This is a genomic window from Enterobacter cloacae complex sp. ECL414 (assembly GCF_021869685.1).
In the GTDB taxonomy this organism is placed as follows: domain Bacteria; phylum Pseudomonadota; class Gammaproteobacteria; order Enterobacterales; family Enterobacteriaceae; genus Enterobacter; species Enterobacter kobei.
In genome coordinates this window covers 699003-719704 of sequence record NZ_CP091481.1, presented here as the reverse complement: position 1 = coordinate 719704, position 20702 = coordinate 699003, and the positions used below count along the sequence as shown (strand labels likewise).

16 protein-coding genes and 1 riboswitch are annotated in these 20702 nt (G+C 57.5%); of the genes, 11 read left to right on the top strand and 5 right to left on the bottom strand.

Annotation, left to right across the window (positions count from 1 at the left end; genetic code table 11):
• Positions 1 to 2 precede the first annotated feature (2 nt).
• Positions 3 to 1403, top strand: coding sequence for a 3-isopropylmalate dehydratase large subunit (gene leuC, locus L3068_RS03360; RefSeq protein WP_014882532.1), 1401 nt, complete (start codon positions 3 to 5; stop codon positions 1401 to 1403).
• A 10-nt stretch (positions 1404 to 1413) separates the two neighbouring features.
• Entirely contained in the window at positions 1414 to 2019 is a 606-nt protein-coding gene (leuD, locus tag L3068_RS03355; RefSeq protein WP_014882531.1) for a 3-isopropylmalate dehydratase small subunit, read from the top strand.
• A 92-nt stretch (positions 2020 to 2111) separates the two neighbouring features.
• Here the strand turns inward: leuD and L3068_RS03350 are convergent, their stop codons facing one another.
• The 3 genes from L3068_RS03350 to sgrT all read right to left on the bottom strand — a co-directional run bounded on the left by L3068_RS03350 (position 2112) and on the right by sgrT (position 3933).
• Entirely contained in the window at positions 2112 to 2264 is a 153-nt protein-coding gene (locus tag L3068_RS03350) for a Hok/Gef family protein (protein ID WP_010427008.1), read from the bottom strand.
• Between the two features lie 217 nt (positions 2265 to 2481).
• The gene (locus tag L3068_RS03345) at positions 2482 to 3660 is read right to left on the bottom strand and encodes a sugar efflux transporter (protein ID WP_045134566.1); all 1179 of its coding nucleotides are present in this window, start codon (positions 3658 to 3660) and stop codon (positions 2482 to 2484) included.
• A 120-nt stretch (positions 3661 to 3780) separates the two neighbouring features.
• Entirely contained in the window at positions 3781 to 3933 is a 153-nt protein-coding gene (sgrT, locus tag L3068_RS03340) for a glucose uptake inhibitor SgrT (RefSeq protein ID WP_014882529.1), read from the bottom strand.
• A gap of 88 nt (positions 3934 to 4021) precedes the next feature.
• On the opposite strand from sgrT, the gene sgrR reads away from it, so the two are divergent.
• The 4 genes from sgrR to thiQ all read left to right on the top strand — a co-directional run bounded on the left by sgrR (position 4022) and on the right by thiQ (position 9100).
• A complete protein-coding gene (gene sgrR / locus L3068_RS03335) occupies positions 4022 to 5677 on the top strand; it encodes an HTH-type transcriptional regulator SgrR (RefSeq protein ID WP_014882528.1) in 1656 nt (551 codons plus the stop codon).
• Positions 5678 to 5713: 36 nt separating this feature from the next.
• Positions 5714 to 5814, top strand: a riboswitch (TPP riboswitch).
• A 31-nt stretch (positions 5815 to 5845) separates the two neighbouring features.
• Positions 5846 to 6829 (top strand): thiamine ABC transporter substrate binding subunit, encoded by a 984-nt coding sequence (thiB, locus tag L3068_RS03330; RefSeq protein ID WP_023332074.1) that lies wholly within the window; start codon positions 5846 to 5848, stop codon positions 6827 to 6829.
• Positions 6805 to 8415: a thiamine/thiamine pyrophosphate ABC transporter permease ThiP gene (gene thiP, locus L3068_RS03325; protein WP_117580898.1), complete on the top strand. Its 1611-nt coding sequence runs from the start codon at positions 6805 to 6807 to the stop codon at positions 8413 to 8415. The genes thiB and thiP overlap by 25 nt, the downstream gene beginning before the upstream one ends.
• Positions 8399 to 9100: a thiamine ABC transporter ATP-binding protein ThiQ gene (gene thiQ, locus L3068_RS03320; RefSeq protein WP_045134562.1), complete on the top strand. Its 702-nt coding sequence runs from the start codon at positions 8399 to 8401 to the stop codon at positions 9098 to 9100. Before thiP ends, thiQ begins: the two co-directional genes overlap by 17 nt.
• A gap of 42 nt (positions 9101 to 9142) precedes the next feature.
• Here thiQ and L3068_RS03315 read toward each other — a convergent pair whose 3' ends face one another.
• Positions 9143 to 9910 carry a DedA family protein gene (locus L3068_RS03315; RefSeq protein ID WP_014882517.1) on the bottom strand — a complete coding sequence of 256 codons (768 nt, stop codon included), beginning with the start codon at positions 9908 to 9910 and terminating at the stop codon, positions 9143 to 9145.
• Positions 9911 to 10038: 128 nt separating this feature from the next.
• Complete coding sequence (araC, locus tag L3068_RS03310) at positions 10039 to 10884, bottom strand: arabinose operon transcriptional regulator AraC (RefSeq protein ID WP_014882516.1); 846 nt, start codon at positions 10882 to 10884, stop codon at positions 10039 to 10041.
• 337 nt (positions 10885 to 11221) lie between these two features.
• Here araC and araB point away from each other — a divergent pair, with 337 nt between their 5' ends.
• The 5 genes from araB to rapA all read left to right on the top strand — a co-directional run bounded on the left by araB (position 11222) and on the right by rapA (position 20696).
• Entirely contained in the window at positions 11222 to 12931 is a 1710-nt protein-coding gene (araB, locus tag L3068_RS03305; protein WP_014882515.1) for a ribulokinase, read from the top strand.
• Positions 12932 to 12941: 10 nt separating this feature from the next.
• Positions 12942 to 14444: an L-arabinose isomerase gene (araA, locus tag L3068_RS03300; protein ID WP_117580896.1), complete on the top strand. Its 1503-nt coding sequence runs from the start codon at positions 12942 to 12944 to the stop codon at positions 14442 to 14444.
• A 47-nt stretch (positions 14445 to 14491) separates the two neighbouring features.
• Positions 14492 to 15187, top strand: a complete 696-nt coding sequence (gene araD, locus L3068_RS03295) for an L-ribulose-5-phosphate 4-epimerase (protein ID WP_014882513.1) — start codon at positions 14492 to 14494, stop codon at positions 15185 to 15187.
• 115 nt (positions 15188 to 15302) lie between these two features.
• Positions 15303 to 17660 (top strand): DNA polymerase II, encoded by a 2358-nt coding sequence (gene polB / locus L3068_RS03290; protein ID WP_236904776.1) that lies wholly within the window; start codon positions 15303 to 15305, stop codon positions 17658 to 17660.
• Positions 17661 to 17789: 129 nt separating this feature from the next.
• Positions 17790 to 20696 (top strand): RNA polymerase-associated protein RapA, encoded by a 2907-nt coding sequence (rapA, locus tag L3068_RS03285; protein ID WP_014882511.1) that lies wholly within the window; start codon positions 17790 to 17792, stop codon positions 20694 to 20696.
• Positions 20697 to 20702: the final 6 nt, after the last annotated feature.

Below are 20702 nucleotides of genomic sequence, written 5' to 3'. Positions count from 1 at the left end.
TCATGGCCAAAACCTTATATGAAAAGTTGTTTGATGCACACGTTGTCTACGAAGCACCAAACGAAACCCCACTGCTGTATATCGACCGTCATCTGGTACACGAAGTGACCTCCCCGCAGGCATTTGACGGCCTGCGTGCGCACAAGCGTCCCGTGCGTCAGCCGGGAAAAACCTTCGCGACGATGGATCATAACGTTTCCACTCAGACCAAAGACATCAATGCGTCGGGTGAGATGGCTCGTATCCAGATGCAGGAACTGATTAAGAACTGCAACGAATTTGGCGTGGAGTTGTACGATCTGAACCACCCTTATCAGGGCATCGTCCACGTGATGGGGCCGGAGCAAGGGATTACCCTGCCGGGCATGACCATCGTCTGCGGTGACTCTCATACCGCAACGCACGGCGCGTTTGGCGCGCTGGCGTTTGGTATCGGTACGTCTGAAGTGGAACACGTTCTGGCGACGCAGACCCTGAAACAGGGCCGCGCCAAAACCATGAAGATTGAAGTGAAAGGTAAAGCCGCACCGGGGATCACGGCGAAAGACATCGTGCTGGCTATCATCGGCAAAACCGGCAGCGCAGGCGGTACCGGTCACGTAGTGGAATTTTGCGGCGACGCTATTCAGGCGCTGAGCATGGAAGGTCGGATGACCCTGTGCAATATGGCCATTGAGATGGGCGCCAAAGCAGGCCTGGTGGCACCAGACGAAACGACCTTCAACTATGTGAAAGGTCGTCTGCACGCGCCAAAAGGCCAGGATTTTGACGATGCGGTCGCGTACTGGAAAACCCTGAAAACCGACGACGGGGCAACCTTTGACACCGTTGTCACGCTGCAGGCAGAAGAGATTGCGCCTCAGGTGACTTGGGGCACCAACCCGGGTCAGGTGATTTCCGTTAACGACAGCATTCCTGACCCGGCCTCCTTTGCCGATCCGGTCGAGCGTGCCAGTGCGGAGAAAGCGCTGGCCTATATGGGACTGAAGCCCGGTGTGCCGTTGACCGACGTGACCATTGATAAAGTCTTCATTGGATCCTGTACCAACTCCCGTATCGAAGATTTACGTGCTGCTGCAGAGATTGCTAAAGGCCGCAAAGTTGCGCCGGGCGTGCAGGCGCTGGTGGTTCCCGGTTCCGGTCCGGTGAAAGCTCAGGCAGAAGCGGAAGGGCTGGATAAGATCTTTATCGAAGCAGGTTTTGAGTGGCGTTTGCCGGGATGCTCCATGTGTCTGGCTATGAACAACGACCGTCTGAATCCAGGCGAACGTTGTGCTTCCACCAGCAACCGTAACTTTGAAGGCCGTCAGGGCCGCGGTGGGCGTACCCATCTGGTCAGCCCGGCAATGGCCGCCGCTGCAGCCGTTACCGGCCATTTCGCCGACATTCGCAGCCTGAAATAAGGAGACAATCATGGCAGAGAAATTTACCCAACACACAGGCCGGGTTGTCCCCCTGGATGCCGCTAACGTCGATACTGACGCCATCATTCCTAAGCAGTTTTTGCAGAAAGTGACCCGCACCGGTTTTGGTGCACACCTGTTCAACGACTGGCGTTTCCTGGATGATAAAGGCGAAGTGCCTAATCCAGAATTTGTGCTGAACTTCCCGGAATACACAGGCGCGTCCATTCTGCTGGCGCGGGAAAACTTTGGCTGCGGTTCTTCGCGTGAACATGCTCCCTGGGCGCTCACCGATTACGGCTTTAAGGTGGTTATCGCCCCGAGCTTCGCGGATATCTTCTACGGTAACAGCTTCAACAACCAGCTGCTGCCCGTGACGCTGAGTGACGAACAGGTTGATGAGCTGTTTGCGCTGGTTAAGGCGAATCCGGGCATGGCGTTTGAAGTGGATTTGGAAGCGGAAGTGGTTAAAGCGGGTGAGAAGACCTACAGCTTCAGCATTGATGCATTCCGCCGTCACTGCATGCTGAACGGTCTGGACAGCATTGGTCTGACGCTCCAGCACGAAGACGCCATCTCAGCGTACGAGAAAAAACAGCCTGCGTTTATGGGCTAAAGGCAATGGCCCGCGAAAAGCGGGCCATTGATAAGGGTGCGTTGAGGCTCAACCACTCTGGAGAGGCGGGGAAACCTTCCCCGCCAATACCGCTAACGTTTTGCTTCGTAAGCCAACACTGCTGCCAGCTCTGTTTTCTCCTGTCTGAAATGCAATTCACATAGCGAATCACGCACCATCCAGGTGAAGATCAACAGCGTCGTACAGATCAGAAACAAACCTAACAGCAGAGTACGTTTTGGCATTCCAGCCTCCTTATTGCTTTTCGGCAATGAAGAGACTAACCTCGCAATGTGGGTTGTGAAGTTGGTCTCCCCATCAGTTTTATTGATGTGGGACTCTCCACTGTTTGCCTCTTGCGAAAGCCTGAGGCAAACAGCCTCAAGCACCCGCCACGCACTCTATGCGCCTTCCCTTCATCTGTCAGAAAGTCGTTTCATTTCGTGAAGCCGCCTTCCAGAATCAAACATCCTTAACCCGGCATGTCAGCCCAAGCGTGATGACCGATATCGCGGCAATCATCCAGTAAACCGAGGCATGTCCGTAGCTCTGCGCCAGCGCTCCCTGAATCACCCCCGCCAGAATGACGCCTGTCGAAATGCTGTTGGTGAAAAGCGTGGTCGCCGAGCCAGCGCGCCCCGGCATTAAGTCCTGGAACCAGAGCATGCCGATCCCGGCCACGATCCCGATGAATATGGCATTGAACAGCTGCAGCGCCAGCAGTGCTTCGCGCGAATGGAAAAAGATCAGCCCAAGGTAAAACAACACCCCGGCGGCAACCGCAACCACCATCATTTTGCGTTTACCGAAGCGCTTTACGTAATACCCTGCAAGAATCATCGCCGGAATCTCCAGCCCGGCAGCCGTTCCCATTAAGATCCCGGCGAGCTTGTCCGGCAGACCGAGATCGCTGCTGATCCACAGTGGCATATCAATGATGTACATGGTATTGCAGGTCCACATCAGCGTGGAGGCGATAAACAACATACGGACGTTTTTGTCCTGCCAGCCGCTCACTTGCGTAATCGGCTTATCCGTCGTCTGTTCGACGCGCGCCACAGACGGTAATACGAAGGCAATCAGCGCCAGGCTGATGGCAAAAATCGCCGCGGCGATAGAGAACATGGCGGTAAAACCGTAGTTCAATGCCAGCATGAAGGCCAGCGGCGGGCCGATGACCCATGCCAGTGAAAGCTGAGCACGCATCACCGAGCTGAACATCACCACTTCCCGCGCGGAGTTATCCGCGTATTCTCGGGCCAGGGCGAAAAGCTGCGGCATGGCGGTATTCGCCAGCGACGCCAGCAGGACGCCGCAGGTAATGAGCGTCAGGTAATGGCGATTGAACGCAAAGAGTAGCGCGTTGCCCACGGCCATGGCGCAGCAAAAGAGGATCAGCTTGCGGCGATCGCCCTGGCTGTCCGATCGTTTCGCCAGCGCGAGGCTGACCAGGATCCCGGCAATGGCGTTAACGGTGTAAAACAGGCCGACCCAAAACGGCTGCGCCCCCACCTCGCGGCTGAGGAACAGGCTCAACGTCGGCGCCTGCAACGCCCCCGCCACGCCCATCATAAAGGCTACCAGCATAAAAGCGGCATATACGCCATTCAGGCGGCGCCCCATCGTCATCAACCACAGCATACGCAAGTCCTTGTGAAAGCGAATCGAAATTGGGTGAAAGAATAAACGAAAAAAGCCAGCAAAAACATTTTGCTGGCGGGTGATAAACACCAATACTCAGTCACACATGATCGAGGCGAGTTAGCGGGAAGAGGTCGGTTTCGTAACGTCCCACTGCATCAGTTCTTCTAACATTTTCAGCCGCTGCTCTGCACACCGGCGGGCCAGCCAGGACGCTCCTTTTGTCGCTGAAAAGTACTGCTGATAAAACTGACGTGCGGTAGACCTCTTCATAATTTACCTCCTCACTTCATCGGGGAGAATTATTGGCCTAATATAGGGATAAATAAATTGCTGGTTTTTTGTCAGGAGTTCCCCTTTTATGCCTTCTGGTCGTCTGCAACAACAATTTATCCGCCTCTGGCAGTGCTGCGAGGGGCAATCGCAGGAGACCACGCTCAACGAGCTGGCTGACCTGCTCAATTGTTCGCGCCGTCATATGCGCACGCTGCTTAACACCATGCAGCAGCAGGGCTGGTTAAGCTGGGAAGCGGAAGCAGGACGCGGGAAGCGCTCACGTTTGACCTTTCTCTATACCGGTCTGGCGTTGCAGCAGCAGCGCGCGGAGGATCTGCTGGAGCAGGATCGCATCGACCAGCTGGTGCAGCTGGTGGGCGACAAAGCCGCCGTGCGCCAGATGCTGGTCTCACATCTTGGACGTAGCTTTCGTCAGGGCCGCCACATTCTGCGGGTGCTCTACTACCGTCCGATGAAAAATCTATTACCCGGCACGGCGTTACGGCGTTCTGAAACCCACATGGCCCGGCAGATTTTCAGCGGCCTGACGCGGATAAATGAGGAAAATGGGGAACTGGAAGCGGATATCGCGCATCACTGGCAGCAACTTTCCCCGTGCCACTGGCGCTTCTTCTTACGCCCCGGCATCCACTTTCACCACGGTCGCGAGCTGGACATGCGCGACGTCATCGCCTCTCTGGAACGTGCCCGCAAGCTACCGCTTTATTCACACATTTCCCGCGTTCATTCCCCGACGGCATGGACGCTGGATATTGAGCTGTCGCAGCAGGACAAATGGCTTCCCTGGCTGCTGGGCTATGTGCCGTCGATGATTTTGCCCGCCGAGTGGGAGTCGCTGAACAATTTCGCCAGCCTGCCGATTGGCACCGGCCCCTACTCCGTGTCCCGCAATAACAACAACCAGCTGAAAATTCGCGCGTTTGATGACTACTTTGGCTATCGGGCACTGATCGACGAAGTGAACGTCTGGGTATTACCGGATCTCAATGAAGATCTCAGCTGCGGGCTGACGCTGGAAGGCCCCACCACGGGAGAAAAAGCGGTGGAGAGTCGTCTGGAGGAGGGATGCTACTACCTGCTGTTTGATAGCCGCACCCACCGCGGGGCAAACCAGGCCGTTCGTCAGTGGGTCAGCCACGTGCTGTCCCCCTCCAATCTGATCTACCATGCGGAAGAGCAGTACCAGACATACTGGTTCCCGGCGTACGGCCTGCTTCCGCGCTGGCACCACGCCCGCCCGGCGCACTGCGACAAACCTGCCGGGCTGGAGTCCATCACCCTGACCTACTACCGCGAGCACGTGGAGCATCGTTTTATCGCCGGGATCATGGCCAGGCTGCTGGCAGCCGAAGGCGTGACGCTGGAGATCAGAGAAGTGGACTATGACGAATGGCACCGAGGGGAGATCGTCAGTGATATCTGGCTAAACAGCGCCAACTTCACCCTGCCGCTCGATTTCTCGCTCTTTTCTCATCTGTATGAGATCCCGCTGATCCAGCACTGTATCAACCGTGACTGGCAGCAGGACGCTGCCCAGTGGCGCGCTGGCGACATGAATCTTGCCGTGTGGTGCCAGCAATTGCTGGCTGAACAGGCGATTGTACCTCTGATACACCACTGGCTGATGATCCAGGGTCAACGCAGTATGCGCGGTCTGCGGATGAACACCCTGGGCTGGTTTGATTTCAAATCAGCCTGGTTTGCGCCGCCGGAGCCATAACGCTTTCGTAATATTCACCAAATCATTACAATAGCGCCGTTCTCAACGGGGTGCTGCATCACAGATGTGCGCTGAGATAATACCCGTCGAACCTGATCCGGATAACGCCGGCGAAGGGATTTGAGGCTGTCTCTCAAAATCCTTTGCCACTCAACCCTGAGGTGCAAAGTGTTAAAAAAAGTTCTTCCTCTGCTGGCGCTGTTTGCGCTGCCTGCGTTCGCGAAACCCGTCCTGACGGTCTATACCTACGACTCGTTCTCTGCCGACTGGGGCCCAGGCCCGGTAATAAAAAAAGCCTTTGAAGCTGACTGTAATTGCGAGCTGAAATTCGTGGCGCTGGAAGATGGCGTGTCGCTGCTTAACCGTCTGCGTATGGAAGGGAAAAACAGCAAAGCCGACGTGGTGCTCGGGCTGGATAACAACCTGCTGGAAGCCGCCACGCACACCAAACTGTTTGCCAAAAGCGGCGTAGCGGCAGAGGCCGTCAACGTGCCGGGCGGCTGGAACAACGACACCTTTGTGCCGTTCGACTACGGCTACTTTGCTTTCGTCTATGACAAAAACAAGCTGAAAAATCCGCCGAAGAGCCTGAAGGAGCTGGTGGAGAGCGACCAGAAATGGCGCGTGATTTATGAAGATCCGCGTACCAGCACGCCAGGCCTGGGACTGCTGCTTTGGATGCAGAAGGTCTACGGGGAGAACGCGCCGCAAGCGTGGCAGAAGCTGGCCGCCAAAACCGTCACTGTGACCAAAGGCTGGAGTGAAGCGTATGGTCTGTTCCTGAAAGGCGAAAGCGATCTGGTGCTAAGCTACACCACCTCGCCGGCTTACCACATTATCGCCGAGAAGAAAGACAACTACGCCGCCGCGAATTTTGCCGAAGGGCATTATCTGCAGGTGGAGGTTGCCGCGCGTACCGCTGCCAGCAAACAGCCGGAACTCGCCGAGAAGTTCCTGAAATTTATGGTTTCTCCGGCGTTCCAGAATGCCATTCCTGCGGGCAACTGGATGTATCCCGTCACCCACGTTGCACTGCCGGCCGGTTTCGACCAGTTAACCAAACCACAAACGTCGCTGGAGTTTACGCCGCAGCAGGTGGCCGCGCAGCGAGCAGCATGGGTAAGTGAATGGCAACGCGCCGTCAGCCGTTAATTCCCGGCTGGTTACTTCCCGGACTGCTCGCCGCCATGCTGATGGTGGTAGTCAGTCTGGGAGCATTCCTTGCGTTGTGGTTCAACGCGCCGGAGAGCGATCTGCTCGCGCTCTGGCGCGATAGCTATCTCTGGCACGTCATTCGTTTCTCCTTCTGGCAGGCGTTTCTTTCTGCCCTGCTGTCAGCGCTCCCGGCTATTTTTCTTGCGCGGGCTCTGTATCGTCGGCATTTCCCCGGAAGAGTAGTCCTGCTGCGCCTGTGCGCCATGACGCTGATCCTGCCCGTGCTGGTCGCGGTATTTGGTATCCTGAGCGTTTACGGTCGACAGGGCTGGCTGGCGTTGCTGTTTGCCCGGTTTGGTCTGGAATGGACCTTCTCGCCATACGGCCTGCAGGGCATTCTGCTGGCGCACGTGTTTTTCAATATGCCGATGGCAACGCGCCTCTTTTTGCAGGCACTGGAGAATATTCCTGGCGAACAACGCCAGATTGCCGCTCAGCTTGGCATGCGTGGATGGTCTTTTTTCCGCTTTGTCGAATGGCCTTGGTTAAGACGTCAGATTGCCCCGGTTGCCGCGCTGATCTTTATGCTCTGCTTCGCCAGCTTCGCCACCGTGCTTTCTCTCGGCGGCGGGCCACAGGCGACCACCATTGAGCTGGCGATTTATCAGGCCTTAAGTTACGACTACGATCCGGGCCGCGCCGCGCTTCTGGCGATCGTGCAGATGGCGTGCTGTCTGGTGCTGGTGCTGCTGAGCCAGCGCCTGAGCAAAGCGATTCCCCCGGGCAGCAATAGCCTCTCGGGCTGGCGCGATCCGCAGGATAGCCTGCACAGCCGCGTCTCCGATTTTATCCTGATCGTGCTGGCACTCCTGCTTCTGTTGCCACCGCTGCTGGCCGTTATCGTTGATGGCCTGAACAGGAATGTGGTGTCAGTACTGCAACAGCCCGTGCTGTGGCAAGCGACGTGGACCTCGGTACGCATTGCGCTGGCAGCCGGAGCGCTATGCGTGATCCTGACCATGATGTTGCTCTGGAGCAGCCGTGAGCTCTACGCGCGTCATGCCCGTAATGCCGGACAAGCGCTGGAGCTAACGGGCATGCTGATCCTGGCGATGCCGGGCATTGTGCTGGCGACCGGTTTCTTTCTGCTGTTCAACACCACCGTCGGCCTGCCGGAAAGCGCCGACGGCATCGTCATTTTTACCAATGCCTTAATGGCCATCCCCTACGCGCTGAAAGTACTGGAAAATCCTATGCGGGATGTCAACAGCCGCTACAGCGTCCTGTGTCAGTCCCTTGGGATAACCGGCTGGCGGCGGTTAAAGGTGGTGGAACTTCGCGCCCTGAAACGACCGCTCGCTCAGGCGCTGGCCTTCGCCTGCGTACTCTCCATCGGGGATTTTGGCGTGGTGGCCCTTTTCGGCAATGACGATTTCCGCACGCTGCCGTTCTGGCTTTATCAGCAGATTGGCTCCTACCGCAGCCAGGACGGGGCCGTCACGGCGCTGCTGCTGCTCCTGCTGTGCTTTGGACTCTTTACCGTTATCGAAAAACTTCCGGGGCGTGATGTTAAAACTGACTGATGTAACCTGGCTTTACCAGCATCTGCCGATGCGCTTCACGCTCTCCGTGCGTCAGGGAGAGATTATTGCGGTGCTTGGCCCAAGCGGTGCGGGAAAAAGCACGCTGCTCAATTTGGTTGCGGGGTTTCTGCAGCCGGCAAGCGGATCGATAATCATTGAAAATCGGGACCATACCCATACGCCGCCTGCAAAACGTCCTGTCTCCATGCTGTTTCAGGAAAACAACCTGTTTACCCACCTGACGGTGCGGCAAAACATCGCGCTGGGGATGCATCCGGGACTCAAGCTGAACGTCCCCCAGCGCCAGAAGCTGGAGGTCATTGCCGCCCAGATGGGGATCGCGGAATTTCTCGACAGGCTGCCCGGCGAGCTTTCCGGCGGCCAGCGTCAGCGCGTGGCGCTTGCCCGTTGTCTGGTCCGCGAACAGCCGATACTGCTGCTGGATGAACCGTTCTCTGCGCTCGACCCGGCGCTGCGCCAGGAGATGCTGACGCTTGTGCAGGATGTCTGTCAGCGCCAGCAGCTGACGATGCTGATGGTTTCGCACAGCATCGAAGATGCCGCACGGATTGCCCCCAGATCGGTGGTTATTGCCGAAGGACGAATTGTGTGGGATGGGATGACAGAAGAACTTCTGAAGGGTAACGCTACCGCGTCGTCGCTGCTGGGCATCAGCGCAGTCTGATGCCATCACTATGGCCCTCTCCCACAGGGAGAGGGAAACACATTAACGGCTCACCACCTTCAACAGGATTTCACCGTACACCGGCATCAGAGGATGGCGAATCAGTGCGACCAGCGCCACCACCGCAACGCCCAGCATCAGGGGGGCCAGCCACAAAAGACGAGTGCGCGGAAGATAGCGTGTCAGGCGATCGACACTGGCTTTCGCGCTGCGCCATAACCGCCAGCACAGCCACGCAGCCAGCCACAGCAGCACCGCCGTTGCCAGCAACAGCCACTTAAACTCACCGCTTTGCATGCCGTCAGGAATATCGATTGCCGCACCGGCCAGGATCCCCGGCAGGAAGTAGAACGGCGGCCAGAAGACGCAGCCGATGATGTTCGGCACCACAAACTTTGCAACGGGCAGATCCAGCATTCCGGCAACCATCGGCACCAGAGGACGCGTGGGTCCGACAAAGCGGCCGACGAGAATAGTAAACATGCTGTGCTGATGCAGCGCATGCTCGGTTTTATCCAGCAGCGCTTTGTTCTTTTTCATGAACGACCAGCGGTGCAGCGGCTTCTTAAAGCGCCAGCCCAGCCAGAAGGAGATCCAGTCGCCCAGCAGGCAGCCGATTATCCCGGCCAGCCACGCCTGCCAGAAATTGACCTCGCCGCTGCCAATCAGCGCGCCAAGACCCGCCATCATCACGGTGCCGGGCAGGATTAACCCCACGAGCGCCAGCGACTCCAAAAAGGCCACCAGCGCCACGGCGATGAGCGAATACATAACGGACTGGGTAATAAAGTGTTCCAGCAATGCCTGCATAACTATTCCGGTCAGAAAACGAATCAGCGATTCTGCTTAGCGCCCCGCACTGCGTCAAGGCAACAATTGTCTGAATAGTTTACAGGTAGCTTTCTGCGTTCACCTGTTTGTTTATCTTTTTTTACCGTTTATTCACATCCCGCGCGGAATTCACTCGGGCTGGCACCGGTGCATTTTTTAAAGACGCGAGAAAAATAGAGCTGATCTTCAAAGCCAACGTTACGCCCCACGGTGGCAATCGGCATCCGGGTGGTGCTGAGCAACAGTTTCGCCTGGCTGATACGCTGATCCTCACGCCAGCTCAGGACGCTGACGCCAAGCTGCTGGCGAAACAGATGTGACAGCCGTGACGGCGACAGACAAACATGCTGGGCGACGCTGGCAATATCGAACTGACTGTCGGCGAGATGGTCGCTGATGTACTGGCAGGCGTCGCGCACGCGGTTATCCAGCGGAGGATTAAGCGACTCGTTAATGGCCTCCATCCGTCGCAGCAGCAGTTGTTCAAGCAGGTTTATCGCCAGCAGTTCAGCGTAGCGACCACCAGCCTGCCCCGCGTCAATGATCTGCGCGAACAGCTCACGGAACTGCGCCAGATGCACTTCATCCGGGCGATAAAAACCGGTGTGCGCAAAAATAGCAGGCCAGGTAAGCCACTCCTGCCAGTAGGCGCGCGGACGGAAATAGACCCACTGGTGATACCACTCTTTGGCATCCGGATGACGGCCATAGTGGTGGATCTCCCCCGGCGGGAACAGCAGGATATCGCCGGGGCGGCAGACGAACTGCTGGTCGCCATTCTTGATGATCCCCTCTCCGCGCACGGTCAGGTTGAGGATATACCCTTTCATCCCGAGCGGTCGGTCGACGTAAAAATCGAGATATCCCTCAGCCTCGATAGGGGTCAGCCCTGCCACAAGGTGCGCGTTAAACGAGTATCCCGGCAACAAGGGATCGTTTTGCGTTTCGGCCATAGATTCAGTTCTCCCAACGGTCCTGAAGGAAACCAATTGTCCATATCACTAAAAGCAGGTCAAAAATGGTCTGCGAAAAGATCCAGAAAGCATCACGCCTCTTTTACGTCCGCCATGTTTCAGCCTTTCCCCCTGATTTCTCCGCCAGAGGAGGCAGATAAGCAGTAACAAAAGTGTCTATAAGTGCGGCAGAAATGTCCACATTGAATATTTGCACGGCGTCACACTTTCCGCTGTAACAGCAATTTAATCCATAAGATTAGCGGATCCTGCCTGACGATTTTTGTCCCCAGTCTCTAATGTTCTTCCATACCTGTTTTTCGGATGGAGCAACACCATGGCAATTGCAATTGGCCTCGATTTTGGCAGCGACTCGGTTCGCGCGCTGGCAGTGGACTGTACGACTGGCCAGGAGATAGCAACCAGCGTTGAGTGGTACCCGCGCTGGCAAGAGGGGCGCTACTGTGATGCGCCAAATAACCAGTTCCGTCACCACCCGCGTGACTATATCGAGTCGATGGAAGCGGCAGTCAAAACCGTTCTGGCGGAGCTGACGGATGCCCAGCGGGCCGATGTCGTTGGGATTGGCGTCGACAGCACCGGCTCAACGCCTGCCCCGGTGGATGCCGAAGGCCGCGTACTGGCGCTGCGCCCGGAATTCGCCGACAACCCGAACGCCATGTTCGTGCTGTGGAAAGACCATACCGCCGTGGAAGAGGCCGAAGCCATCACCCGTCTTTGCCATCAGCCGGGCAAAACAGACTACTCACGCTATATCGGCGGAATTTACTCCAGCGAATGGTTCTGGGCCAAAATCCTGCATGTCACCCGTGCCGATGCGACCGTCGCGCAGGCTGCGGCATCGTGGATTGAGCTGTGTGACTGGGTTCCCGCCCTGCTCTCCGGCACCACCCGTCCGCAGGATATTCGCCGCGGACGCTGCAGCGCCGGGCATAAATCCCTGTGGCATGAAAGCTGGGGCGGTCTGCCTCCGGCAGCCTTCTTCGATGAACTCGATCCAATTATCAATAAAAACCTGACCTACCCGCTGTTTACCGACACCTTCACCGCCGATATTCCGGTGGGCACGCTCTGCGAAGAGTGGGCAAAACGCCTCGGCCTGCCGCAGAACGTGGCGATTTCCGGGGGCGCGTTTGACTGCCATATGGGTGCCGTGGGGGCGGGCGCACAACCTAACACGCTGGTGAAAGTTATCGGCACCTCCACCTGCGACATTCTGACGGCGGATAAAGCCACCGTTGGCGATCGCGCGGTAAAAGGCATTTGCGGCCAGGTTGACGGCAGCGTGGTGCCGGACTTCATCGGTCTCGAAGCGGGTCAATCCGCCTTCGGCGATATCTACGCCTGGTTTGGCCGCGTGCTGGGCTGGCCGCTGGATCAGCTCGCGGCTGCGCATCCTGAACTGAAAAGCCAGATCGCCGACAGTAAAAAACAGCTTCTGCCACAGCTCACGGAAGCCTGGGCGAAAAATCCGTCTCTCGATCACCTGCCGGTGGTGCTGGACTGGTTTAACGGCCGCCGCACGCCGTTTGCCAACCAGCGACTGAAAGGGGTGATTACCGATCTCAACCTGGCGACCGACGCCCCTGCGCTGTTCGGTGGCCTGATTGCCGCCACTGCCTTCGGCGCGCGCGCCATTATGGAGTGCTTCACCGAACAGGGTATCGACGTGAATAACGTGATGGCACTGGGCGGCATCGCCCGTAAAAATCCGGTCATTATGCAGGCCTGCTGCGACGTGCTGAACCGTCCGCTGCAGATTGTCGCGTCCGATCAATGCTGCGCGCTGGGCGCGGCGATTTTCGCCGCCGTGGCAGCCGGTGTCCACGCGGATATCCCCACCGCGCAGCAGCATATGGCGAGCGCCGTCGAAAACACACTCGAGCCGCGTGCCCAGCAGGCACAACGCTTTGAACAGCTTTATCAGCGCTACCAGCAATGGGCAAAAAGCGCCGAACTTCACTATCTCCCTGTCGCCGCCCCGTCAAAACACACCGCGGACACGACGGCAACCCTGACCCATTAAGGACACGATGATGACCATTTTTAATAATTATGAAGTGTGGTTTGTGATTGGCAGCCAGCACCTGTACGGGCCGGAAGCGCTGCAGCAGGTGACGAAACATGCGGAGCACGTCGTTAATGCCCTCAACGCGGAAGCCAAACTGCCATGCAAACTGGTGCTGAAACCCCTGGGTACAACGCCGGATGAGATCACCCATATCTGTCGCGACGCGAACTACGACGACAAGTGCGCCGGTCTGGTCGTGTGGCTGCACACCTTCTCACCGGCCAAAATGTGGATCAACGGCCTGTCTATCCTCAACAAACCGCTGCTGCAGTTCCATACCCAGTTTAACGCCTCCCTGCCGTGGGACAGCATCGATATGGACTTCATGAACCTGAACCAGACCGCGCACGGCGGCCGCGAGTTCGGCTTCATCGGCGCGCGTATGCGTCAGCAGCATGCCGTCGTGACTGGTCACTGGCAGGACAGCCAGGCGCAAAACCGTATCGGCTCGTGGATGCGTCAGGCGGTATCGAAACAAGATACCCGCCATCTGAAAGTGGTGCGTTTCGGTGACAACATGCGTGAAGTGGCGGTCACCGATGGCGATAAAGTCGCGGCACAAATCAAGTTCGGTTTCTCCGTCAATACCTGGGCGGTGGGCGACCTGGTGCAGGTAGTGAATGAAATCAGCGATGGCGACGTGAGCGCGCTGGTAGACGAGTACGAAAGCCGTTACCGCCTGACGCCTGCGACACAAATCAACGGCGACAAGCGCCAGAACGTGCTGGATGCCGCGCGCATTGAGCTTGGCATGAAGCGCTTCCTGGAACAGGGCGGCTTCCACGCCTTTACGACAACGTTTGAAGACCTCCACGGCCTGAAACAGCTCCCGGGTCTGGCAGTACAACGTCTGATGCAGCAGGGCTACGGCTTTGCAGGCGAAGGCGACTGGAAAACTGCCGCTCTGCTTCGCATCATGAAGGTGATGTCAACCGGTCTGCAGGGCGGCACCTCCTTTATGGAGGACTACACCTACCACTTCGAAAACGGCAACGACCTGGTACTCGGCTCGCACATGCTGGAAGTGTGCCCGTCTATTGCGGTGGAAGAGAAACCGATTCTTGACGTGCAGTACCTCGGCATTGGCGGTAAAGCCGATCCGGCTCGTCTGATCTTCAACACCCGCACGGGCCCGGCCATCAACGCCAGTCTGATCGACCTGGGCGATCGTTTCCGCCTGCTGGTGAACTGCGTCGATGCAGTTGAAACGCCGCATTCACTGCCAAAACTGCCTGTCGCCAACGCCCTGTGGAAAGCACAGCCAGACCTGCCAACCGCGTCAGAAGCCTGGATCCTGGCCGGTGGCGCGCACCACACGGTGTTCAGCCACGCGCTGGATCTGAATGACATGCGTCAGTTCGCCGAGCTGCACGATATCGAACTGACCGTGATTGATAACGACACCCGCCTGCCTGCGTTCAAAGATGCGCTGCGCTGGAACGAAGTCTATTACGGTTCGAAACGCTAAGTACGAAATGCTCGGGGGCACCGTGTTCACCGGGCAGGGAGACAACAATGTTAGACGATCTCAAACGACAGGTGCTCGAAGCCAACCTGGCGCTGCCGAAACATAACCTGGTGACCCTGACCTGGGGCAACGTCAGCGCCGTTGACCGCGAAAAAGGTGTGTTCGTGATCAAGCCCTCTGGCGTGGATTACACGGTGATGACGGCAGACGATATGGTGGTGGTCAGCATCGAAACGGGTGAAGTGGTGGAAGGCAACAAAAAACCCTCCTCCGATACGCCTACCCACCGTCTGCTGTATCAGTCATTCCCGACCATCGGCGGCATCGTGCATACCCATTCGCGTCACGCCACCATATGGGCGCAGGCGGGCCAGTCCATTCCCGCCACGGGTACCACCCACGCGGATTACTTTTACGGCACCATTCCCTGCACGCGCTTAATGACCGAGGCGGAAATCAACGGTGAGTACGAGTGGGAAACCGGCAACGTGATTGTCGAAACCTTCGAAAAACAGGGTATCGACGCGGCGCAGATGCCTGGCGTGCTGGTGCACTCCCATGGTCCCTTCGCCTGGGGTAAAAACGCGGAAGACGCGGTACATAACGCCATCGTGTTGGAAGAGGTCGCCTATATGGGGATCTTCTGTCGCCAGCTCGCGCCACAGCTACCGGATATGCAGCAAACCCTGCTGGATAAGCATTACCTGCGCAAGCACGGCGCGAAAGCGTATTACGGGCAGTAGCTTGTAGGCCGGATAAGCGCAGCGCCATCCGGCAAAACAGACACTGTATAAAACCCCAGCAAACACCCCTTAACCAGGCTATAATCAAGCCTGGTTTTGTTTATGGGATAACGGTGTGACGCAGGCGCAAGAAGGCTTTTTACTGACCCGGCACTGGCGGGATACGCCTCAGGGCACTGAGGTTGAATTCTGGCTGGCGACGGACAGCGGCCCGTTGCACGTAACGCTGCCGCCGCAGGAGTCCGTGGCGTTTATTCCTGAATCGCACGTCGAAAAAGTCAAACAACTGCTGCGCGGCGAAAACGGCTGGCGCATCACCCCTCTTGAGCTGAAAGATTTCCACCGTCAGCCGGTATACGGCCTTTACTGTCGCGCCCATCGTCAACTGATGCGCTATGAAAAGCTGCTGCGCGAGGCGGGCGTAGCGCTCTACGAAGCGGATATCCGCCCCCCCGAGCGTTTCCTGATGGAACGGTTTATTACCGCGCCCGTCTGGGTGGATGGCACAGCGCAAAACGGTCGCCTCGTTAACGCTCGTCTGAAGCCTAACCCGGGCTATCGCCCGCCGCTAAAATGGGTCTCCCTGGACATTGAAACCACCCGCCACGGCGAGCTGTACTGCATTGGTCTGGAAGGCTGCGGCGATCGGGTTGTGTACATGCTTGGGCCGCCAAATGGCGATGCGTCCACGCTGGATTTCCGGCTTGAATATGTCAATAGCCGACCCCAGCTGCTGGAGAAGCTTAACCAGTGGTTTGCCGACTACGATCCCGATGTCCTGATCGGCTGGAACGTAGTGCAGTTCGACCTGCGCGTTCTGCAAAAACATGCCGAGCGGTATCGCATTCCGCTGATACTCGGGCGCGGCAACAGCGAGCTGGAGTGGCGCGAGCACGGCTTTAAGAATGGCGTCTTCTTCGCCCAGGCCAATGGCCGCCTGATTATCGACGGCATCGAGGCACTGAAATCCGCCTTCTGGAACTTCTCGTCATTCTCTCTTGAAGCCGTAGCGCAGGCGCTGCTTGGCGAGGGCAAATCCATTGACAATCCCTGGGACAGAATGGATGAGATTGACCGACGCTTTAACGAAGATAAACCGGCGCTCGCCACCTATAACCTGAAAGATTGCGAGCTGGTTACGCAGATTTTCCACAAAACCGAGATCATGCCATTCCTGCTGGAGCGCGCGACGGTAAACGGCCTCGCGGCCGACAGGCACGGCGGCTCGGTAGCGGCCTTTAGCCACCTCTATTTCCCCCGCATGCACCGGGCAGGGTACGTTGCCCCCAACCTCGGGGACGTACCGCCACAGGCCAGCCCCGGCGGGTATGTGATGGACTCCCGGCCAGGGCTTTACGATTCGGTGTTGGTTCTGGATTATAAAAGCCTGTATCCGTCGATTATCCGCACGTACCTGATTGACCCGGTGGGGCTGGTGGAAGGGATGGCGCAGCCGGACGACGCGCACAGCACTGAAGGCTTTCTCGGCGCCCGTTTCTCGCGTGAAAAACACTGCCTGCCTGAAATTGTGGGAAACATCTGGCACGGGCGCGACGAGGCGAAGCGTCACGGCAATAAGCCCCTCTCGCAGGCGCTGAAAATCATTATGAATGCCTTTTACGGCGTGCTGGGCACCAGCGCCTGCCGCTTTTTCGACCCCAGACTGGCGTCATCCATCACCATGCGCGGGCATGAAATCATGCGTCAAACCAAAGCGCTGATTGAATCCCGGGGCTATGACGTCATTTATGGCGATACCGACTCCACCTTTGTCTGGCTGAAAGCCGCCCATTCTGAAGAGGACGCCGCGCGAATCGGCAAAGAACTAGTCGCCTTCGTGAACGCCTGGTGGCGCGAAAGTTTGCAAAAAGAGCGGTTAACCAGCACGTTAGAACTGGAATTTGAAACCCATTTCGCCCGCTTTTTAATGCCCACCATTCGCGGTACCGACCAGGGCAGCAAGAAGCGCTACGCCGGGCTGATTCAGGAAGGTGACACGCAGCGGATGGTGTTCAAAGGGCTGGAGACGGTTCGCACCGACTGGACCCCGCTGGCGCAGCAGTTCCAGCAAACGCTTTACCTGCGGGTATTCCGCAACGAGCCCTATCAGGATTACGTGCGCGAAACCATCGCCAGCCTGATGGCGGGTGAGCTGGATAACCAACTGGTTTACCGCAAACGCCTGCGCCGCCCGCTGGCAGAGTATCAACGTAATGTGCCTCCCCACGTACGCGCCGCGCGCCTGGCGGATGAAGAGAACGTGAAGCGCGGCCGCGCCCCGCAGTATCAGAACCGGGGGACGATCAAATACGTCTGGACAATTAACGGTCCGGAACCGGTGGATTATCAATACTCACCGCTCGATTACGATCACTACCTGACGCGTCAGCTTCAGCCGGTCGCCGACGGAATTTTGCCCTTCATCGACGACGATTTTGCTACACTAGTGACAGGGCAACTTGGCCTATTTTGACACGTGACGAAATGGCTGCCATCCAGTACCATAGCGCCCTTTCCATTCCCGGACCCATTTTTCGATGACCGTCTTTTTTTGACGGGGGTCGAACTATTGCCTGAAATTAAAGATTAGAGCCGAACAACTATGCCTTTTACACTTGGTCAACGCTGGATCAGCGATACAGAAAGCGAACTTGGATTAGGAACCGTCGTTGCCGTCGATGCGCGTATGGTTACCCTCCTCTTCCCTGCCACCGGTGAAAACCGCCTGTACGCTCGCAATGACTCCCCTGTAACCCGCGTGATGTTCAATCCGGGTGACACCGTGACCAGCCATGACGGCTGGCAGCTCAAGATTGAAGACGTAAAAGAAGAGAATGGACTGCTCGCTTACATTGGTACGCGTCTTGATACAGACGAAGCCAATGTCATCCTGCGTGAAGTGCTGCTCGACAGCAAACTGGTTTTCAGTAAGCCGCAGGACCGCCTGTTTGCCGGGCAAATTGACCGTATGGATCGCTTCTCGCTGCGCTATCGCGCGCGCAAGTTCCAGAGTGAACAGTACCGTATGCCGTGGAGCGGCCTGCGCGGTCAGCGCACCAGCCTGATCCCCCACCAGCTGAATATCGCCCATGACGTGGGCCGTCGCCATGCCCCTCGCGTACTGCTGGCCGATGAAGTGGGCCTGGGTAAAACCATTGAAGCGGGTATGATCCTGCATCAACAGCTGCTTTCCGGTGCCGCCGAGCGCGTGCTGATCGTGGTGCCTGAAACCCTGCAGCACCAGTGGCTGGTCGAGATGCTTCGCCGCTTTAACCTGCGCTTCTCCCTGTTTGACGACGAACGCTATGCCGAAGCGCAGCACGACGCCGACAACCCGTTTGAAACCGAACAGCTGGTCATTTGCTCCCTGGACTTCGTGCGCCGCAGCAAGCAGCGTCTTGAGCACCTGTGCGATGCCGAGTGGGACATTATGGTCGTTGACGAAGCGCACCATTTAGTCTGGAGCGAAGACGCGCCAAGCCGCGAGTATATGGCTATCGAACAGCTTGCGGAGCGCGTCCCTGGCGTCCTGCTGCTGACCGCAACGCCGGAACAGCTGGGTCTGGAAAGCCACTTCGCACGTCTGCGCCTGCTCGACCCAAACCGTTTCCACGATTTCGGGCAGTTCGTGGAAGAACAGAATAACTACCGTCCGGTCGCGGATGCCGTGGCCATGCTGCTGGCAGGCAATCGTCTTTCTAATGAGGAACTCAACACCCTGAGCGAGCTGATTGGCGAGCAGGATATTGAACCGCTGCTGCAGGCCGCGAATAGCGATAGCGATAACGCGGAGCCTGCGCGTAAAGAGCTCATCGACATGCTAATGGACCGCCACGGCACCAGCCGCGTGCTGTTCCGCAACACCCGTAACGGCGTGAAAGGGTTCCCGAAACGCGAGCTGCATACCATCAAGCTGCCGCTGCCCACCCAGTATCAGACGGCGATCAAAGTCTCTGGCATTATGGGCGCGCGCAAAACCCAGGAAGAGCGCGCCCGCGACATGCTCTACCCGGAACAAATCTACCAGGAATTCGAAGGCGATACCGGCACCTGGTGGAACTTCGACCCGCGCGTGGAGTGGCTGATGGGCTACCTGACCGCCCACCGCTCCCAGAAGGTGCTGGTGATCTGCGCCAAAGCGGCTACCGCGCTGCAGCTGGAGCAGGTGCTGCGCGAGCGTGAAGGTATTCGCGCCGCCGTGTTCCACGAAGGGATGTCCATCGTTGAACGTGACCGCGCCGCGGCGTGGTTTGGTGAAGAGGACAGTGGCGCACAGGTTCTGCTGTGCTCGGAAATCGGTTCTGAAGGCCGTAACTTCCAGTTTGCCAGTAATCTGGTGATGTTCGATCTGCCGTTCAATCCGGATCTGCTGGAACAGCGTATCGGTCGTCTGGATCGTATCGGCCAGGCGCATGATATTCAGATCCACGTGCCGTATCTGGAAAAAACTGCCCAGTCCGTGCTGGTGCGCTGGTTCCACGAAGGTCTGGATGCGTTTGAGCATACCTGCCCGACGGGCCGCACCATTTACGATCAGGTGCATAGCGATCTGATCGGCTACCTGGCCGCACCGGAAAACAGTGACGGATTTGACGATCTGATCAAATCCTGCCGCGAGAAGCATGAAGCGCTGAAAGCGCAGCTTGAGCAGGGTCGCGACCGCCTGCTGGAAATTCACTCCAACGGCGGTGAGAAAGCGCAGGCGCTGGCTGAAAGCATTGAAGAACAAGATGATGACACCAGTCTGATCAGCTTCTCCATGAACCTGTTCGACATCGTCGGAATTAACCAGGACGATCGCGGCGAGAACCTGATTGTCCTGACCCCGTCCGATCACATGCTGGTGCCGGATTTCCCGGGCCTGCCGGAAGATGGTTGTACTATCACCTTCGAGCGTGATGTGGCGCTGTCCCGCGAAGATGCTCAGTTCATCACCTGGGAACACCCGCTGATCCGTAACGGACTGGATCTGATCCTTTCCGGCGATACCGGTAGCAGCACGATTTCACTCCTCAAGAACAAGGCACTGCCGGTGGGTACGCTGCTGGTAGAACTGATCTACGTTGTGGAAGCCCAGGCACCAAAACAGCTCCAGCTGACCCGCTTCCTGCCGCCAACGCCTGTGCGTCTGCTGCTGGATAAAAACGGTACCAACCTGGCAGGGCAAGTTGAATTCGAGAGTTTCAACCGTCAGCTGAGCGCGGTGAATCGCCATACAGGCAGCAAGCTGGTGAATGCGGTACAGCAGGACGTGCATGCCATTCTGCAGCTGGGCGAAAGCCAGATCGAGAAAGCCGCCCGTGCGCTGATCGATGCTGCACGCACCGAGGCCGATGAGAAACTCTCAGCGGAGCTGTCCCGTCTGGAAGCGCTGAAGGCGGTGAACCCGAACATCCGTGACGATGAACTGGCTGCCATTGAAAGCAACCGTCAGCAAATTATGGAAAGCCTGAATCAGGCGGGCTGGCGACTGGACGCATTGCGTCTGATTGTTGTCACGCATCAGTAAGAAGAG

What these genes read in the sequence shown, in the direction of transcription:
- leuC (WP_014882532.1), top strand. Translation starts at nt 3, where the DNA reads ATGGCCAAAACCTTATATGAAAAGTTGTTTGATGCACACGTTGTCTAC.
- leuD (WP_014882531.1), top strand. Translation starts at nt 1,414, where the DNA reads ATGGCAGAGAAATTTACCCAACACACAGGCCGGGTTGTCCCCCTGGAT.
- L3068_RS03350 (WP_010427008.1), bottom strand. Translation starts at nt 2,264, where the DNA reads ATGCCAAAACGTACTCTGCTGTTAGGTTTGTTTCTGATCTGTACGACG.
- L3068_RS03345 (WP_045134566.1), bottom strand. Translation starts at nt 3,660, where the DNA reads ATGCTGTGGTTGATGACGATGGGGCGCCGCCTGAATGGCGTATATGCC.
- sgrT (WP_014882529.1), bottom strand. Translation starts at nt 3,933, where the DNA reads ATGAAGAGGTCTACCGCACGTCAGTTTTATCAGCAGTACTTTTCAGCG.
- sgrR (WP_014882528.1), top strand. Translation starts at nt 4,022, where the DNA reads ATGCCTTCTGGTCGTCTGCAACAACAATTTATCCGCCTCTGGCAGTGC.
- thiP (WP_117580898.1), top strand. Translation starts at nt 6,805, where the DNA reads ATGGCAACGCGCCGTCAGCCGTTAATTCCCGGCTGGTTACTTCCCGGA.
- thiQ (WP_045134562.1), top strand. Translation starts at nt 8,399, where the DNA reads ATGTTAAAACTGACTGATGTAACCTGGCTTTACCAGCATCTGCCGATG.
- L3068_RS03315 (WP_014882517.1), bottom strand. Translation starts at nt 9,910, where the DNA reads ATGCAGGCATTGCTGGAACACTTTATTACCCAGTCCGTTATGTATTCG.
- araC (WP_014882516.1), bottom strand. Translation starts at nt 10,884, where the DNA reads ATGGCCGAAACGCAAAACGATCCCTTGTTGCCGGGATACTCGTTTAAC.
- araB (WP_014882515.1), top strand. Translation starts at nt 11,222, where the DNA reads ATGGCAATTGCAATTGGCCTCGATTTTGGCAGCGACTCGGTTCGCGCG.
- araA (WP_117580896.1), top strand. Translation starts at nt 12,942, where the DNA reads ATGACCATTTTTAATAATTATGAAGTGTGGTTTGTGATTGGCAGCCAG.
- araD (WP_014882513.1), top strand. Translation starts at nt 14,492, where the DNA reads ATGTTAGACGATCTCAAACGACAGGTGCTCGAAGCCAACCTGGCGCTG.
- rapA (WP_014882511.1), top strand. Translation starts at nt 17,790, where the DNA reads ATGCCTTTTACACTTGGTCAACGCTGGATCAGCGATACAGAAAGCGAA.